Annotated in this window: 15 protein-coding genes; 7 read left to right on the top strand and 8 right to left on the bottom strand. The window is 65.2% G+C overall.

Annotation, left to right across the window (positions count from 1 at the left end; translation table 11 throughout):
• Positions 1-90: 90 nt before the first annotated feature.
• A complete protein-coding gene (locus QFZ30_RS06375) occupies positions 91-825 on the bottom strand; it encodes an IclR family transcriptional regulator (protein ID WP_307074524.1) in 735 nt (244 codons plus the stop codon).
• Between the two features lie 164 nt (positions 826-989).
• Between QFZ30_RS06375 and QFZ30_RS06380 the strand changes: the two genes are divergently transcribed.
• From QFZ30_RS06380 to QFZ30_RS06390, 3 genes are all read left to right on the top strand, one after another.
• The gene (locus QFZ30_RS06380) at positions 990-1,526 is read left to right on the top strand and encodes a flavin reductase family protein (protein ID WP_307074526.1); all 537 of its coding nucleotides are present in this window, start codon (positions 990-992) and stop codon (positions 1,524-1,526) included.
• Positions 1,527-1,589: 63 nt separating this feature from the next.
• Positions 1,590-3,044, top strand: a complete 1,455-nt coding sequence (gene hpaB / locus QFZ30_RS06385) for a 4-hydroxyphenylacetate 3-monooxygenase, oxygenase component (RefSeq protein ID WP_307074528.1) — start codon at positions 1,590-1,592, stop codon at positions 3,042-3,044.
• 178 nt (positions 3,045-3,222) lie between these two features.
• Positions 3,223-4,554 carry an MFS transporter gene (locus QFZ30_RS06390; RefSeq protein WP_307074530.1) on the top strand — a complete coding sequence of 444 codons (1,332 nt, stop codon included), beginning with the start codon at positions 3,223-3,225 and terminating at the stop codon, positions 4,552-4,554.
• 96 nt (positions 4,555-4,650) lie between these two features.
• Here QFZ30_RS06390 and QFZ30_RS06395 read toward each other — a convergent pair whose 3' ends face one another.
• From QFZ30_RS06395 to QFZ30_RS06425, 7 genes are all read right to left on the bottom strand, one after another.
• Complete coding sequence (locus tag QFZ30_RS06395; protein ID WP_307074532.1) at positions 4,651-5,298, bottom strand: phosphoribosyltransferase; 648 nt, start codon at positions 5,296-5,298, stop codon at positions 4,651-4,653.
• Positions 5,299-5,409: 111 nt separating this feature from the next.
• Positions 5,410-6,285, bottom strand: a complete 876-nt coding sequence (locus QFZ30_RS06400; protein ID WP_307074534.1) for a serine hydrolase — start codon at positions 6,283-6,285, stop codon at positions 5,410-5,412.
• Between the two features lie 54 nt (positions 6,286-6,339).
• The gene (locus QFZ30_RS06405) at positions 6,340-7,167 is read right to left on the bottom strand and encodes an alpha/beta fold hydrolase (protein WP_307074536.1); all 828 of its coding nucleotides are present in this window, start codon (positions 7,165-7,167) and stop codon (positions 6,340-6,342) included.
• A 4-nt stretch (positions 7,168-7,171) separates the two neighbouring features.
• Complete coding sequence (locus QFZ30_RS06410; protein ID WP_307074538.1) at positions 7,172-7,501, bottom strand: biotin/lipoyl-containing protein; 330 nt, start codon at positions 7,499-7,501, stop codon at positions 7,172-7,174.
• On the bottom strand, positions 7,494-8,561 hold the full coding sequence (locus QFZ30_RS06415; RefSeq protein WP_373462818.1) for an alpha-ketoacid dehydrogenase subunit beta: 1,068 nt from the start codon (positions 8,559-8,561) through the stop codon (positions 7,494-7,496). Before QFZ30_RS06415 ends, QFZ30_RS06410 begins: the two co-directional genes overlap by 8 nt.
• Positions 8,554-9,600 carry a thiamine pyrophosphate-dependent enzyme gene (locus QFZ30_RS06420; protein WP_307074540.1) on the bottom strand — a complete coding sequence of 349 codons (1,047 nt, stop codon included), beginning with the start codon at positions 9,598-9,600 and terminating at the stop codon, positions 8,554-8,556. Before QFZ30_RS06420 ends, QFZ30_RS06415 begins: the two co-directional genes overlap by 8 nt.
• Positions 9,601-9,693: 93 nt before the next feature.
• Positions 9,694-11,073 (bottom strand): amino acid permease, encoded by a 1,380-nt coding sequence (locus QFZ30_RS06425; protein ID WP_307074542.1) that lies wholly within the window; start codon positions 11,071-11,073, stop codon positions 9,694-9,696.
• A 175-nt stretch (positions 11,074-11,248) separates the two neighbouring features.
• Here QFZ30_RS06425 and QFZ30_RS06430 point away from each other — a divergent pair, with 175 nt between their 5' ends.
• The 4 genes from QFZ30_RS06430 (at position 11,249) to nadB (ending at position 15,726) form a co-directional block, all read left to right on the top strand.
• Entirely contained in the window at positions 11,249-11,728 is a 480-nt protein-coding gene (locus QFZ30_RS06430; RefSeq protein WP_307074543.1) for an Lrp/AsnC family transcriptional regulator, read from the top strand.
• 136 nt (positions 11,729-11,864) lie between these two features.
• Positions 11,865-12,575 carry an NUDIX hydrolase gene (locus QFZ30_RS06435; protein ID WP_307074545.1) on the top strand — a complete coding sequence of 237 codons (711 nt, stop codon included), beginning with the start codon at positions 11,865-11,867 and terminating at the stop codon, positions 12,573-12,575.
• On the top strand, positions 12,572-13,882 hold the full coding sequence (gene nadA, locus QFZ30_RS06440) for a quinolinate synthase NadA (RefSeq protein WP_307074547.1): 1,311 nt from the start codon (positions 12,572-12,574) through the stop codon (positions 13,880-13,882). Before QFZ30_RS06435 ends, nadA begins: the two co-directional genes overlap by 4 nt.
• On the top strand, positions 13,882-15,726 hold the full coding sequence (nadB, locus tag QFZ30_RS06445; protein ID WP_307074549.1) for an L-aspartate oxidase: 1,845 nt from the start codon (positions 13,882-13,884) through the stop codon (positions 15,724-15,726). The genes nadA and nadB overlap by 1 nt, the downstream gene beginning before the upstream one ends.
• Positions 15,727-15,733 lie beyond the last annotated feature (7 nt).

Genomic DNA, 15,733 nt, shown 5'->3' on the forward strand with positions numbered 1-15,733 from the left:
CAGTGCTGGGTGTGGCATCCGCCGTCGTAATCCGCCGGAACCGCGGCTGAGGAACGTGACTTAAGAACAGAACCTGGGCCACCATGGCCGCTAGGCCAGTTGGCGTTCGATCCTGGCCGCGCATTCGGCCAGGGCCGCGCCCACCGTGGCGGGGTCATGTACCGAACGGATATAGACGACGGCGAGCGCAGCAGGCCGTCCGCCCGGAACCCGCACAGGCGCTGCCAGCGATGAAACCCCTGCAATGACCTCATCATGGCTGGAGGAGTACCCTGTCCGGCGCGCTTCTGCGGCTTCGGGCCGGTAGGGGATGCCGGTGGCCAGCAGGTTCCATTCAGCTTCGGTCAGCGCGGACTGGATGGCGATGCCGGGGGCGCCGGCGTTGATCGGATGCCGCGTGCCCGGATGCTGGGCCACTGTGGCCCCGGAATGCCGCGGTTCCACGGTGACCAGGGTGATGCAGTCCTGGTGGTCCCAAACGGTGACGAAGGCCGTCATGTCCAGCGAGTTGGCCAGCTGGGTGAGCTCAGGCAGGGCCGCGGTCTGCAGGTTCCGGGAGACGCCCCGCGCCAGCACGGCGAGCCCCGGTCCGGGCTGCACCCGGCCTGCATCGTCCCGCACCAGCAGTGAATGGTCTTCCAGCGTGCGCAGGATCCGGTACGCCACTGAGCGATGCACGCCCATGGCGTCGGCGAGCTCGGCAATCGTGAGCGGGTTCTGGGCAGCGGCCAGGATTTCAAGGGCGCGGATTCCCCGGGAAAGGGTCTGCGACGGCGAAGCCTGCGTTGGCGCTGCTCCTGCGGGGGCGGCGGCGGTGGGGTTCATGGAGTCCATCCTAGGCGGCTGCGCCATGGCAGCTGGCGGGTCTTGTGTTGTCTCTCACATCCGAGTAGCGTCCTATATACGAATTGATAGTTCAAATATAGAACTACGTCGGGTCGTGAGTCCAGAACTCAAGGTGGCCACGCACCCGAGGTGGAGGATCAACGATGAATTCCAAGCCCCGGAGCCAGGCCGGGCCCGCTGTCGCCAGCCGGACCTCAGCTCCTCGGTCCCACCACTTCCGCGGCAGTCTGGGCAGATTCGCCACGGGTGTGGCGATTGTGACTTTTGACGGCGCCACCAAGCGCCGCGGCATCACCGTCAATTCCTTTACGTCGGTGTCCATGGAACCGCCGCTGGTGCTGGTCAGCATCGCGCGCAACACCAAGGCCCACGACGAACTGGCTGGCCGGCCCTTCACCGTCAACATCCTGGGCGCCGAGCAGCGCCAGCTGGCAATGCACTTTGCCGGCCGGCCCGGTCAGGACCCCGCGTGGGTGGAAGGCGAGACGGCGCCGCGCCTCGCCGGCGTCCTGGCCTACTTCGAGTGCACCCCCTGGGCGGCCTACGACGGCGGAGACCACACCCTGTACCTCGGCGAGGTGGCCGACTTCAACTACCGCAACGGCGATGCCCTGGCCTTCGCCAACAGCGGCTTCACAACCATTCCGGAGAGTCAGCTGGGCATCGAGGACCTTCTGTGATGCCCGTTCCCCGCTCACCGCAGCACCCACCCACATCAGCTCGAGACGACTGGAGAAAACACGATGGGCATCCGTACCGGCCAGCAGTATCTGGACAAGCTAAATTCCATGAAACCCCATGTCATGATCGATGGCGAGATGGTCAGCGAAAATATCGCCGACCATCCGTCGTTTGCCAACGTTGCCCGGACGTACGCCAGGCTCTTCGACATGCAGCACGAGCCCGAGCATGCCGCCGCGCTGACGTATGACTCGCCCACCACGGGGGACAAGGTCAGTGCATCCTTCCTGGTTCCACGCACCAAGGAGGACCTGGCGCACCGCAGGGCAGCGATCCGGACCTGGGCGGAGTACTCCCACGGATTCCTCGGCCGCACCGGAGACTACATGAACAGCGCGCTCACGGCGCTGGCCGCAGCGGAAAAATGGTTTGCGCAGGCGGATCCGATGTTCGGCGAGAACATCCGCCGGTACTACGAACACTGCCGCGAGAATGACCTGCTGGCCACGCACACCCTGATCCCGCCGCAGGCAAACCGCTCAGTGTCCGGCTCGCAGCAGATGGGCGGCCAGCTCTCGGCCCGCGTGGTAGAGGAGCGCGAAGACGGCATCGTGGTCCAGGGCGCCCGCATGCTGGCCACCATCGCCCCCATCGCCGATGAGCTGCTGGTATTCCCGTCCACACTCCTGCGCGGAACGCCGGAGGATGCGCCCTACTCCTATGCGTTCGCGGTGCCGAATGATGCCGACGGTGTGCGCTACCTCTGCAGGACATCGCTGCATCACGGCGGAAGCAGGCACGACGAACCGCTCGCCAGCCGCTTCGAGGAGATGGACGCCGTCGTGGTTTTTGACAACGTCTTTGTCCCGAACGAGCGCATCTTCATGTTGGGCCATCCCGAACTCTGCAACGGCTTCTACTCCGAAACCGGTGCCGGCGCCCTGATGACGCACCAGGTGGTCACACGAACCATCGCCAAGAGCGAGTTCTACCTGGGTCTCGCGTCCGAAATTGCGGATTCGATCGGCATCGACGGATTCCAGCATATCCAGGAGGACCTTGCCGAGCTGATCCAGACCGTTGAGATCGGCAAGGCGCTCATGGCGGCGTCGGAGGCTGAAGCGGCTGTCAATGACGACGGCGTGATGCTGCCCAAGTGGTCAACGCTCAATGCCGCCCGCAACTGGTATCCCAAAGTGGCCCAGCGGTTTCCGCAGATCATCCGGAAATTCTCCGCCTCCGGCCTCATGGCCCTGCCGGGCGAGGCCGATGTGGCCGGCGAGGCACTCCCGGACATTGAGCTGTACCTGCAGGCCAAGACCCTCACGGGCCCCGAACGCGTGCGCCTGTTCAAGTTGGCCTTCGACGCCAGCATCTCATCGTTCTCAGGGCGCCAGGGGTTGTATGAGTACTTCTTCTTCGGCGATCCCGTACGCATGGCCGGTGCCCTGGTGAACTCCTATGACCGCGGGCCTGTCCGCGCCAGGGTCCGGGAGTTCCTTGCCCGCGAGGACTGATAAAGAGCCATTCGCTCTGTCTCCGGAGCCCGTATTTCAAGGGAAATTGAACGAAGATTCCCGATCAGCTGTGTTTTGACTCACATCCCGTAGTACCCTACTTACTAACTGACCGTTCTGTCGGTAATCATGAAGGCGTTTCAACCTGCAGCATGCTGCCTTAAACAATGGAGTTTCAATGACCACACCCTCCGCGGTGGATTCAGTCGCCGGACCCAGCACCCGGAGAGAGGAACGCAAGGTCCTCGCCGGGACGCTCGTGGGCACCACCATCGAATGGTACGACTTCTTTATTTTCGCCCAGCTCACGGCCACGCTGCTGTCGCCCCTGTTCCTGACGCCGCTGCAGGCGTCCAACCCCGGGCTTGCGCAGATCCTCTCATTTGCCCTGATCGGCATCAGCTTCCTCTTCCGCCCCCTCGGCGCCGTGGTGGCCGGCCACCTGGGCGACAGGCTGGGCCGGAAGGCGATGCTGGTGTTCACGCTGGTGATGATGGGTGCGGCGACGGCCCTGATAGGCATGCTTCCCACGTACAACGAAATCGGTGTCTGGGCTCCGATCCTCCTGATCACGCTCCGCGTGGTCCAGGGATTCTCCGCAGGCGGTGAATGGGGCGGTGCGGCACTCATGGCAGTGGAGCACGCACCCCTGAACAAACGCGGCCTGTTCGGCGCCTACCCCCAGATCGGAGTTCCCATTGGGATGATCCTCGCCACCGGACTCCTGTACTTCCTGAACTCGGGCATGTCCAGGGAAGACTTTGGCGCCTGGGGCTGGCGGGTACCGTTCCTGCTGTCCATCGTGCTGATCGTTGTGGGCTACCTGATCCGCAGGGCAGTGGCCGAAAGCCCGGTCTTCAAGGAAATGACCGCCCGCAAGCAAGAAAGCAAGGCGCCCCTGGGCGTACTGATCAGGCACCACAAGAAGTCAGTCCTCTACTCGACCATGATCTTCATCGCCAACAACGCGGCCGGCTACCTCCTGATCGCCTTCTTCATCTCCTATGCCACCAGGTCACTCCAGATGCCGCTGCCGCAGGTCCTGCTCGCCACCACACTGGCCTCCTTCGGCTGGCTGATCTTTACCCTGGCGGGCGGCTGGCTTTCAGACCGGATCGGCCGGGTTAAGACGTTCCTGACCGGCTACGCCATCGTCTTTGTCTGGATGATTCCGATGTTCGCGCTGATCGATACCAAGAACATCTGGCTCTACGGCGTGGCCCTCTTTGTCCTGACCATCGGACTGGGTCTGTCCTACGGCCCAATGTCTGCCATGTACGCGGAGATGTTCCCGGCCAACGTCCGCTACTCGGGCATATCCATCGGCTACGCCTTCGGTGCCATCCTGGGCGGCGCGTTCGCAGCCACCATTGCGGAGTGGCTGCTGCTGAGCACAAAATGGACCGGGTCGATCGGTATCTACATCATGATCCTCTGCGTGATCTCGGCCGTTGGCGTTCTGCTGGCCAAGGAAACCAAGGGCCGCCCCTTGGGCGTCAGCCACCACTAGGGGCGCACGCCGCCTCGGCCACTCATAGGAACGCGGCCGTGAAAACGGCGGGTACGGACCACACAGTCCGTGCCCGCCGCCTTGTGTGTCGCGCCGCTAGGGACTCAGCAGGCTGATGGCGTCCTCGTCCGTCAGCTGCTCGAAGTGGTGGTAAAAGCTGCCCACAGCACGGAATTTTCCGGGCAAATGCAGGCACAGCACCGCATCGCACACCCTCGACACCGACGCTTCCGCCTCCACGGAACCAACCGGTGCAGCGGCTATCACCTGGCCAGCCCCGCCGCCGCGGACGGCCTCGACTGCCGCCCGCATTGTGGCGCCGGTAGCCAGTCCGTCATCAACCAGCAGCACAGTCTTGCCCTTGAGCTCGTGGCTTATGCCGGGATAGCGTTCAACGCGGCGGAGCAGCTCCGCCCGTTCGCGTTGTTCCACTTCTGCCAGCCACTCCGGGCGGACCCCGTGTTCCAGGACCCGGCTCATCAGGGGTTTGTTGAGCAGCCGCACAACCCTGCCCTGGGACCAGGCAAGGGCACCGTAAGCGGTCTCATCGTGGCCGGGGATGCCGAGTTTCCGGACCAGCACGGCTCCAAGCGGCAGATAGAGGGCCTTGGCTGCGGCCGCCGCCACAGGAATGCCGCCGCGTGCAAGCCCGAGGATGATCGCGTCGGGACGTTCCCGGAACTGCGTCAGGACCGCGGCCAGGCGCTCGCCGGCATCCGTGCGGTCTTCAAAACGCGTGTTCATTGGTCCCCCTCCGGCTCGCTCCGCCCCTTCTCCAGCCTACCGTCAGGAGTGGTGCTGCAGGGAAGTCCGGAGCCGGCCCGGGCCGGCCTGAAAGTCATGGCCACCTGAACGTCAGAAGAAGGCAGCGGTGACGGCGCGGGTGATTTCGTGGATCACGCCGGTCCGCTCCGGTACATCGTCCAGGCCATTGCCTTTGGTGTAGACCACCAGCCCACAGCCGGCAGCTCCGCCGGTGAGGATGGCGGCGTCGTGCAATTCCGTGTCGAGCAGACCGTATTTATGGAAGACGGTCACATCGTCCGGGACTGCAGCAGGGATGAGGCTCTCATAGTTGGTGTTCTGCATGTAGGACAGCAGCTCCTGTGTATGTTCCGGGTCCAGGAGCTTTCCCGCGTACAGCTCGGCGAGAACGCGGGCCATGTCAGTGGCGGAGAGGGTGTTCGCCTCCGGGTCGTAGGAGACGCCGATCGATGCCGCGTAGCTCTGGAGGCCGGAATGGCCCACCGCGTCCATGAGCAGGCTCCACGAGTCGTTGTCGCTATCCTGGACCATCTCCCGGATCTGGAAGCCTGACGTAAAGTCGCCCAGCGGGCTGTCAAGGGACGCGGTGCCGGCTTCCACCAGCTGATAGTAGGCGGCGGCGGTCACGATCTTGGCCGTGCTGACCGCCTCGAAAGGTGCCCCAATGCCGTACTGGTGGAGCGCGCCGTCGCTCAGGTCGATGAGGGCCACTCCCACCTGGTATTGCGTGTTGGCGCTGATGATGCCGGCAATCGCGGTATCGAGCTGCTGTCCGATCCGTGGAGAGATCGCCTGGCCAGGGTTGCTGCCGGTTGATCCGATCGGCGGCGGCGCGCCCTGCTGCGGCGGCGCGGTCTGCGACGGCGGCGCCTGGATCATGGCGTAAGCGGCGGCTGCCAGGGCCGCCGCAAGGAGTGCGGCGAAGACCCTCCGGAGACGGGGGCGGCGATGGGAGGGATCGTGCATGAGCCCATCAAAGCAACGCGGGCTAGGCGGGAGCTGGGAAATTACTGTAAGGCATCAGACACCCAGGAAGGCGATGGCACCCTGCTTGAAGGCCCTGCTGGTGATGGCATTGGTGTGGGTGCGCCCGGGCAGCACCAGCTGTTCAGCCATGGATCCCGCCGTGATGGCAAGTTCGGCCAGCTGCGGCATGGTTGCCGCGCGGTCGTCCTGGTCCCCGGCCACCAGGAGCATGGGCATGTGTGGCACGGCTTCAGCAGGATCGTAGGGTTCGTCTTTGATGGCCTCGACAAGCGAAAGCAGGGCGAAAATATTGTTGCTCGGAAGCAGCATGGCCATCTTGAGGAGGCCCGCCGTGGACTCGTCCGCAATCGGCGTGCCGTCGGCGAGGTAGCGCTGTGCCGCCACGAGGTCAAAGGCAGCCAACGGATCCGCGATGTTCGGTCCACCCATGACCAGGCGGTGGACGATCTCCGGCTGGGTGGCGCCGAACTCCCAGGCAAGGCGGGAACCAAGGGAGTAACCCACTATGTCCAGTCCGCTGGAAGGGTCACCGTCATGCAGAGGCTGCACTCCGGCGTCGAACGCTATCTGCAGCAGGTCCGCCCTGATCCGGCTCGGAGAGTAGGAATCCCGGTCTTCCGGGGCGCCGCTGCGGCCGTGGCCGGGCAGGTCCACGGTGATGACGCGCCGGCCCGCCTCAAGCAGCGCCGCCAGCCACCCGGTGTCTTCCCAGTTGAGTTTGCTGGACGAGGAAAAGCCATGCAGCAGGAGCACGGGCCTGAGCCCGGCGTCCGAGGTGGGTTCGTGCACCTCCACATACAGCTGGGGATCCGTCCCTTCCACTGTGTGGGTATGCTGTCCGCCGGTGTGCCTGCCGCTCATGGTGTCAGTCCTCATCAAGTACGGCGCTCAGGCGGACCCGGCGCTTCGGTGCCTCATCCTTCGGTACCGTGCCCACGATTCCGGCCGTATTGTCCGGGACCTCGAACACGATCAGGGGTTCGCCGACATTGATCCTGTCGCCGGGCCCACCGAAGGTACGCACCACTTTACCTGCCTGCGGACTGGGCAGTTCAACAGCCGATTTGGTGGTTTCCACCTCCACCAGAGGCTGGTTTCGCTCCACCTGGTCACCGGGGGAAACCAGCCATTCCAGCACGGTCGCTTCGATGAGCCCCTCGCCGAGATCCGGGAGCGGGAAGGACATTTCAGCCACGGCGGTACTCCAATACCCTCTTGATGCCATTGAGGATTCGGTCAATGTTGGGGATGTATTCATCTTCCAGGTCACCGGACGGATAGGGGACGTCGAAACCGGTCACCCGCTCCACGGGCGCCTTGAGGGTGTCAAAGCAGCCGTGCGTGATCAGTTGCGCCACTTCAGCACCAAGTCCTGAGGTCAGCGGCGCTTCATGGACGACGACGGCGCGCCGCGTCTTCTGTACCGAGGTCGCCAGTGCCTGGGCGTCGATGGGCTTCAGCCAGCGCAGGTCCAGGACCTCGATGTCCACCCCGTCTTCGGCCGCCAGATCCGCCACCTGGAGGCACCGCGCCACCATGGCGCCCCACGCCACGACGGTCAGGTGGCGCCCCTGCCGCATGACCTTGGCGCCAGTGGGGGAGCCGATAGTTTCGGGGCCTCTGGCAAAGTCCACCGGGCCCTTTTGCCAGTACCGGGACTTGGGCTCCATGAAAATCACGGGGTCAGGAAGGGAAGCGGCGTATGTGAGCAGGTGGTAGGCCTCATGGGGTGTCGACGGCGACACCACCTTGAGTCCGGGCACGTGCGCGAAGAGCGCCTCCAGCGACTCGCCGTGGTGTTCGGGGGCGCGGATGCCGCCGAAGCTGGGAACCCGCAGCGTGATGGGCATGGGCAGAGTGCCGCGGCTGCGGTAGTTCATCCGTCCTATCTGGCAGACGATCTGGTTGATGGCCGGATAGGCGAAGCCGTCGAACTGTACCTCGGGGATGGGGTGAAAGCCTGCCATTGCAAGTCCCACGGACATGCCCAGGATGCCGGACTCCGCCAGCGGCGTGTCAAACACGCGGGCTTCGCCGTATTTCAGCTGCAGGCCGTCCGTGATGCGGAAGACTCCGCCCAGCCGGCCGCAGTCCTCTCCGAAGATGAGGGCCTTGGGCTGCGTGGCCAGGACTTCGTCCAGCGCCCGGTTCAGTGCCTGCTGCATGGAGAGCTCTTCAACTCCGTGCCCTTCAAGTCTGTGCCTTTCAACTCCGTGTGCCACGGCGGCCCCGCTTTCAAGGATGGCGCTAGACATGTTCCGACTCCTCTCGCCAGCTGGCGCCCTGGGCCTGCAGCGCAGGCGTGGTTTCCTGGAACACCAGGTCGAACATCTCGTTTCCGGGGCGCGGACCCAATGCCTGGATACCGGCGCGGATCTGTTCCTCTTCGGCCTTGGCCGCGGCCAGGGCGGCGGCGAAGAAAGCCTCGTCCGCAATTCCGTCGGCGAGCAGCCGCTGCCTGAAGCGTTCCAGCGGATCCTCGCCGCCGCCGTCGCGCTCTTCAGCGAGGGACCGGTAGCGGCCGGGGTCGTCGGAGGTGGAGTGCGGGCCGCGCCGGTACGTCATGGCTTCCACCAGGGCGGGCCCGTTTCCGGACCTGCAGTGGGCCAGGGCATGGCGGGTCGCTTCGAGCACGGCCACTACATCGTTGCCGTCCACCTGGATGGCGGGGATGCCATAGCCTTGTGCACGGGCGGCAACGGAGCCGCCGGCCACCTGGCGCTCAGTGGGGACCGAGATGGCCCAGCCGTTGTTCTGGACGAAGAACACCACGGGTGCCTTCATCAGGGCGGCGAAGTTCATGGCCTCATGGACATCGCCCTGGGAGGAGGCGCCGTCGCCGAAGTAGCTCAGGGCCACGCCGAGCTTGCCGTCGGCAGTGCCGGTAAGCGTCTGGCCGTGGGCCCAGCCGACCGCATGCAGGACGGAGCCGGCCACTACGGCCTGGATAGGGGCAAGCCGGGATTCCATCGGGTCATAGAGGCCGCCGTGCCATGTGGCCTTGTGCGTTGCCATGTAGGCCACCATGTCCACGCCCATGGCCCGGGCAACGCCCATTTCCCGGTACGTGGGGAAGACGAAGTCCCGGGTCAGATCCACGGCGTATCCGCTGCCCACCTGGGCTGCCTCCTGGCCCAGTTCCGGGGCATAGCCGGGGATGATGCCCTGCCGCTGCCACGCGACGGCGGAGCTGTCCAGGTGCCGGACGGCAACCATGAGCGAATACAACTCACGGAGCTGCCCCGGGCTGGGCGCGGCCGTTTCGCCGGTTGCCAAGGGAGGAAGTGTGTCCATGACTGTGACCTTAGCCACCGTCGCCGTCGAACCTTCCCAAACTGAGTAGCAGTTAACGCCGCCATGGGCCGTCATGGCGACGTTAACTGCGAGCTAGTTGGGCTGGCGCTCGCGGGTGGTGAGCCGCGCGCCGAACCAGCAGGCTGCAGCGAGGCAGGCAACCAGGGCAAAAGTGCTGAACAGCTGGCTGCGGCTGCTCTCGGCGCTGAAACCGACAGCGAAGATCAGGCCCAGGAGTACCAGGCCGAAGATCGTGAGGCCCGGGAAGCCTTTCATCCGCAGTGGCAGGGAATCGCCCCTGCTGTCCGCACGCCGCCGGAGAATCAGCTGGGAGACGAGGGCTGTGCCCCACACCACCAGGCAGGTGGAGCCAACAAGTTGAAACAGGGCTGGCAGGATCCTTTCCGGGAACATCAGTTCCAGGACGGTGGCGACGAATCCGAAGGCCACGGAGACGCCGACGGCCAGCATGGGCACCCTCGCGCCGCTGAGCCTTGACAGGAAGGCAGGCGCCTCGCCGCGTTCAGCCAGCGAATAGACCATGCGGGAGGCGCCATAAAGGTTCGCGTTCAGGGCGGAGAGAAGTGCGACGACGGCGACCAGGGTGATTGCCGTAGCGGCGCCGGGGATTTGGGCGGCGTCGAGCACGCCCGCGAACGGCGAAGCCAGGCTTCCGGACGTGGCTGGCAGTACTGCTGCAATGACAAAGACCGAGCCGATGTAGAAGACCAGGATCCGCCACACCACGGTGCGGATCGCCTTGCCCACGCTGTGCTCCGGATCCTCGGTTTCTGCAGCCGCCACGGAAACAATCTCGGTGCCGCCGAAGGCAAAGATCACCACAAACAGCGCCGTGGCGACTCCTCCGAGTCCTGCCGGGGCGAAGTCCGTGGTGATGTTGGCCAGTCCTGGCGACGACACCTCCGGGAGGAGTCCCAGGAGGAGGGCAGCCCCCACCGCGAGGAACAGGACAATGGCGGCAACCTTCAGGATGGCGAACCAGAATTCGAACTCGCCAAAGTTCCTGACCCCGGCGAGGTTGATGGCAGTAAATACCACCATGAAGATCAGGGCCAGGGCCCAGACAGGTATGACAGGCCAGACAGAGAACAGCAGCCCTGCGGCACCAAGGGCTTCGGCGGCAATGACCACCACCAGCTGAAGCCACCACAGCCAGCCCACTGTGGCGCCCGCCGTCTTCCCCAGGGCACGCTCAGCGTAAACGGAGAACCCGCCGCTGGCAGGGTTCGCGGCCGCCATTTCACCGAGAGCCCACATCACCAGGATGATGAGGGTGCCGGCAACCAGGTAGGAAATGAGGACAGCCGGCCCCGCGGCCTGGATTCCGGCGCCGGAGCCCAGGAACAGTCCGGCGCCGATGGCGCTTCCCAGCCCCATCATTGTGAGCTGGCGGGGTTTCATGCTGTGGCCGAGGTGCGTTTCCGGACGCACTTGCGTCGACTTCAGTGTCATGCAGTTGAACCTTCTTGGGGTGTAGGTGGTCGGTCCTCGTGGGACCACTCGAATTTACCGCCTCTGCTGGCGCTGGCGACGCCGCAGCTGTGCAAACATGGATGCAGTTTGGTTCATCAAAATGCCTAGGGTGTATCAAATTGCCGCCCAAGTACGTGCACCCAGAGGAGACTGTATGAACGTCGATGCCCTGGACGCCAAAGTTGTCCGATTCTTCACGGACAACCCGCGGGCGTCCGTGCTTGAGGCCTCCCGGGTCCTTGGCGTGGCCCGTGCCACCATCCAGTCGAGACTCGACAGGATGACGGAGGCGGGCGTGATCAGTTCGTGGGTTCCCCAGCCGGACCCGGCCAGATTCGGGTTTCCGGTGGTGGCCTTCTGTTCCCTGACCATCAACCAGGACCTGGGCCATGACGCTGTGGCCGAGGCACTGGCCGCTATCCCCGAGCTGATCGAAATCCACACTGTCTCCGGGAGCTCTGACCTCATGGCCAGAATCGCTGCACGGTCCAACCTGGACCTTCAACGCGTCCTGGACGCGATGATCGCCACCAGGACGGTGCAACGGGCGTCTTCTGTTATTGTCCTCAACACCCACTTCCAGGGCAGGACCCTGAGGCTGCTGGAGGCGGCGGCCTCCACGCCGGACAGCTAGCCGTCCGCGGCCGCACGCCGGGGCAGCCGGGGCAGCGAAGCGAAACATTTTGATTCCGAACGGGCTGCCCGTAGAATTAGTTTTGGTCAATATGACCATAACTAGGCGAGTGAAGTCGGAGAGTGGGTGAGCAGCCTTGTACACCAGTTCAGCGAACGTTGCCGAGCGCCAGGCGGCACCTCCGTCGCTTGCCATCTCCACTGTCATTTTTGCGCTCCGGCCCAGTGAAGCTTCAGGCAGGCCCACCCTCTGGATGCCGCTGGTCCGCCGCATCCGTGAGCCGTTCAAGGGCCTCTGGGCAATCCCGGGCGGACCGCTGACGCACTCCGAGTCGTTGCAGGACGCGGCGTCACGGAACCTCCAGGAGACCACCGGATTGGCCCCGAGCTACCTGGAACAGCTTTACGCCTTTGGCGGCCTGCACCGTTCACCCAGCCAGCGCGTTGTATCGATCGTCTACTGGGCCCTGGTGCAGCCCACGGAAGCCGCGCTCGCCGACGAATCGGAAAACGTCAAATGGTTCCGGGCAGACCGCCTCGGCGAGCTGGCTTTTGACCACAACGCCATTGTTGATTACGCCCTCTGGCGCCTGCGCAACAAGCTTGCCTACGGCTCCGTGGCCTATCACCTGCTGGGGGAGTACTTCACTCTCGCCCAGGTCCGCGAAGTCTATGAGGCCGTGCTGGACCGGCAGCTGGATCCGGCCAATTTCCGCCGCCAGATCATGTCCACACCGGAGATCGAAGAGACCGGTGAGTACCTCCAGGGCGGCAAACACCGTCCCCCACGCCTCTACCGCTTCACCGGCCGCCCCGGCCTTGACCCAGATAACAGGAGCACATCATGAGCAGCGTTAACACAGCAATCCAGCTGATCACGCGCGAGCAGGCCGAAGAGGCCGTCACGGGCAGCAAGGCCGGCAGCACCTGCAGTCCCGCGCTTGCCAAGGGCCCTTGGGACTATGACCTCGCCGAGGCGCTCGCAGGTGTCCCCGCCTATGGTCCGGGTGCGTCCAGCGCGGATGTTGCCCCGGCTGCCACTCCCCGCCAGGGCCAGCTTCCGGCGGAATACAAGCTCGCCAGCGACGCGGAACTGGACGCCCGGATCCGCGCGGCCAAGGCAGCCCTTGGCGACCGGGCCGTCATCCTGGGCCACTTCTATCAGCGCGATGAAGTGATCCAGTACGCCGACTTTGTTGGCGATTCGTTCCAGCTGGCTAACGCGGCGCTGACAAAACCCGACGCCGAGGCCATCATCTTCTGCGGCGTGCATTTCATGGCCGAAACGGCAGACATTCTGTCCACACCGGAACAGGCGGTCATCCTGCCCAACCTGGCGGCCGGATGCTCCATGGCGGACATGGCGGACACCGACTCCGTGGAAGAGTGCTGGGAGCAGCTCGAAGAGATCTTTGGCACCGAGCCCGACGCCGCCGGCCGCGTCCCGGTCATTCCCGTCACTTACATGAATTCCTCCGCAGCACTGAAGGCGTTCTGTGGCGAACACGGCGGCATCGTCTGCACCTCCTCCAACGCCAGGACCGTCCTTGAATGGGCGTTCCAGCGCGGCCAGCGTGTGCTGTTCTTCCCGGACCAGCACCTGGGCCGCAACACCGCCAAAGCCATGGGTGTGCCGCTGGAACAGATGCCCATGTGGAACCCGCGGAAGGTCCTGGGCGGCAATGCCGAACAGGACCTGCTGGATTCCCGGGTGATCCTCTGGCACGGCTTCTGCTCCGTGCACAAGCGCTTCAATGTGGCTCAGATCGACAAGGCGCGGGCGGACTTCCCAGGAGTCCAGGTCATCGTGCATCCCGAGTGCCCCATGGAGGTGGTGGACGCCGCCGACGCCGCCGGATCCACAGACTTCATCAAGAAGGCCATTGCTGCCGCCACCGAGCCCACCACGTTCGCGATCGGCACCGAAATCAACATGGTGAACCGGCTGGCCGCCGAATACCCGCAGCACACCATCTTCTGCCTTGACCCTGTCATCTGCCCCTGCTCCACGATGTACCGGATCCACCCCGGCTACCTCGCCTGGGTCCTCGAAGAACTGGCAGCGGGCCGCATCGTCAACCGGATCACCGTTGCGGACGCCGTGCAGGCGAACGCCCGGACGGCGCTCGAGCGCATGCTCGCCGCCAGGCCGTAGTGACCCGGACCTCAGCGCCCCGGCGGCTTGTCGTCGTCGGAAGCGGCATCGCCGGACTCTACGCCGTTCTCCTGGCTGCCGACGCCGGTGCAGACGTGGTGTTGCTGACTAAGGGAGCCCTCGCGGAAAGCAATACCTACTACGCCCAGGGCGGCATTTCCGCCGTTCTGGACAGTCCGGCAACCGGAGACACCGTAGCGGCGCACATCGCCGACACGCTGAGGGCGGGTGCTGGCCACTGCATCGAAGAGGCAGTCCGGGTGCTCTGCTCGGAAGCGCGCCATGACATCGCAGCGTTACGGCGATTCGGCGTGCCGTTCGACCTGGACCACGACGGCGGACCGTCCCTGGGGCTCGAAGCCGCCCACTCTGCCCCGCGTATCCTGCACGCCGGCGGTGACGCCACCGGAGCCCGGGTGGCAAACGCGCTGATCCGCGCCGTCCTGGCACGGGAGGCGCACGGAACCATCCAGCTGTTCGGTCATGCCCGGGCCACAGCCCTGGTCCAGTCGGAGGGCAGGGTGTCCGGCGTCGAGTTCACCCAAGACGGACGGAGCCTGCGCTTGGCGGGCGACGCCGTGCTGCTGGCCACCGGCGGTGCGGGCCAGCTGTTCGCCCAGACCACCAATCCCGCGGTTGCCACTGCAGACGGGCTGGCCCTCGCCTGGCGCGCCGGGGCGGCCGTTTCCGATCTGGAATTCTTCCAGTTCCATCCCACATGCCTGGTGCCCATCGGTGAAGCCGCGGCACCAGGGGCGGACCGGGATCCGATGCTCATCTCGGAAGCAGTGCGGGGTGAAGGCGCTGTACTGCTGGATGCCCGCGGCCACCGCTTTATGCCTGAATACCATCCGGATGCCGAGCTTGCCCCCCGGGACGTCGTCTCGCGCAGCATCGCCCTCCATCTGGCCAAGCTCGGCGACCCCAACGGCCACGTGTTTCTCGACGCCCGGGTCATCGAGGCCGCCAAGGGCCCAGGCTTTCTCGACAAGCGCTTCCCTACCATCAGCCAGCGCACCCGACAGGCCGGCATCGACTGGACCCGCGGCCTTGTGCCCGTTGCTCCGGCGGCACACTACTGGATGGGCGGCGTTTCCACCGACCTGTACGCGAGGACGTCCGTGCCCGGACTCCTCGCCGCCGGCGAGGTTGCCTGCACCGGCGTCCAGGGTGCCAACCGGCTCGCAAGCAACTCGCTCCTCGAAGGACTGGTTTTCGGGCGGCGCGCTGTCGAAGGGTTCCTGGGGGACAGCTCCGCAGGTCCCTCGGCTGGGGCATCGTTCGACGCTGTTCCTCCGCGTGCTCCCCACGATCTCCCCAACCTCGCAAGCTCGGCCCGGGAACCCGGATCGCGTGGGCCCACGGCCGCTGGCGGCCTCCCCTTGACGCACGCTTCCGGAACACCCTCGGACGACGGCGGGCAGGGCGGTCTGGGCGGCGCTCCGGAAATGCACCTTGCCGACGCGTACGAGTGGGAACGTGTTGGCCCCGAGCCTGTTCAGCCTTTTTCACGGGATGCCCTTCGCCGCTTGATGACTGCCAAGGCCGGGGTGCTACGGAACGGCGTGCTGTTGCGGGAGGCGGGAGATGCGCTGGAGGCTTGGGCCGCCGTCGTCCGTCCCGAAAGCGTTCCTGATGCCGGGGATCCGCGGGCGCATGAGGACGCCAACCTCCTGCTGGCAGCGCGGTTGCTGGTCCGCGCGGCCCAGGGGCGCCGGGATTCCCTGGGCGCCCACTACCGCAGTGACAGCCGGCTGTCCGATGCCGGCATCGAAGACACCGGCATCGAAGAACTTGAAGAGTCCTACCGAATGCGCCCGAAAGTGAGCCTTGCCCGTGATTGAACCCTCC

It is taken from the genome of Arthrobacter pascens, from assembly GCF_030815585.1.
Classification (GTDB): Bacteria; Actinomycetota; Actinomycetes; order Actinomycetales; family Micrococcaceae; genus Arthrobacter; species Arthrobacter pascens_A.

Coding starts and splice junctions, on each gene's coding strand:
- QFZ30_RS06375 (WP_307074524.1), bottom strand. CDS start 825: ATGAACCCCACCGCCGCCGCCCCCGCAGGAGCAGCGCCAACGCAGGCT.
- QFZ30_RS06380 (WP_307074526.1), top strand. CDS start 990: ATGAATTCCAAGCCCCGGAGCCAGGCCGGGCCCGCTGTCGCCAGCCGG.
- hpaB (WP_307074528.1), top strand. CDS start 1,590: ATGGGCATCCGTACCGGCCAGCAGTATCTGGACAAGCTAAATTCCATG.
- QFZ30_RS06390 (WP_307074530.1), top strand. CDS start 3,223: ATGACCACACCCTCCGCGGTGGATTCAGTCGCCGGACCCAGCACCCGG.
- QFZ30_RS06395 (WP_307074532.1), bottom strand. CDS start 5,298: ATGAACACGCGTTTTGAAGACCGCACGGATGCCGGCGAGCGCCTGGCC.
- QFZ30_RS06400 (WP_307074534.1), bottom strand. CDS start 6,285: ATGCACGATCCCTCCCATCGCCGCCCCCGTCTCCGGAGGGTCTTCGCC.
- QFZ30_RS06405 (WP_307074536.1), bottom strand. CDS start 7,167: ATGAGCGGCAGGCACACCGGCGGACAGCATACCCACACAGTGGAAGGG.
- QFZ30_RS06415 (WP_373462818.1), bottom strand. CDS start 8,561: ATGTCTAGCGCCATCCTTGAAAGCGGGGCCGCCGTGGCACACGGAGTT.
- QFZ30_RS06420 (WP_307074540.1), bottom strand. CDS start 9,600: ATGGACACACTTCCTCCCTTGGCAACCGGCGAAACGGCCGCGCCCAGC.
- QFZ30_RS06425 (WP_307074542.1), bottom strand. CDS start 11,073: ATGACACTGAAGTCGACGCAAGTGCGTCCGGAAACGCACCTCGGCCAC.
- QFZ30_RS06430 (WP_307074543.1), top strand. CDS start 11,249: ATGAACGTCGATGCCCTGGACGCCAAAGTTGTCCGATTCTTCACGGAC.
- nadA (WP_307074547.1), top strand. CDS start 12,572: ATGAGCAGCGTTAACACAGCAATCCAGCTGATCACGCGCGAGCAGGCC.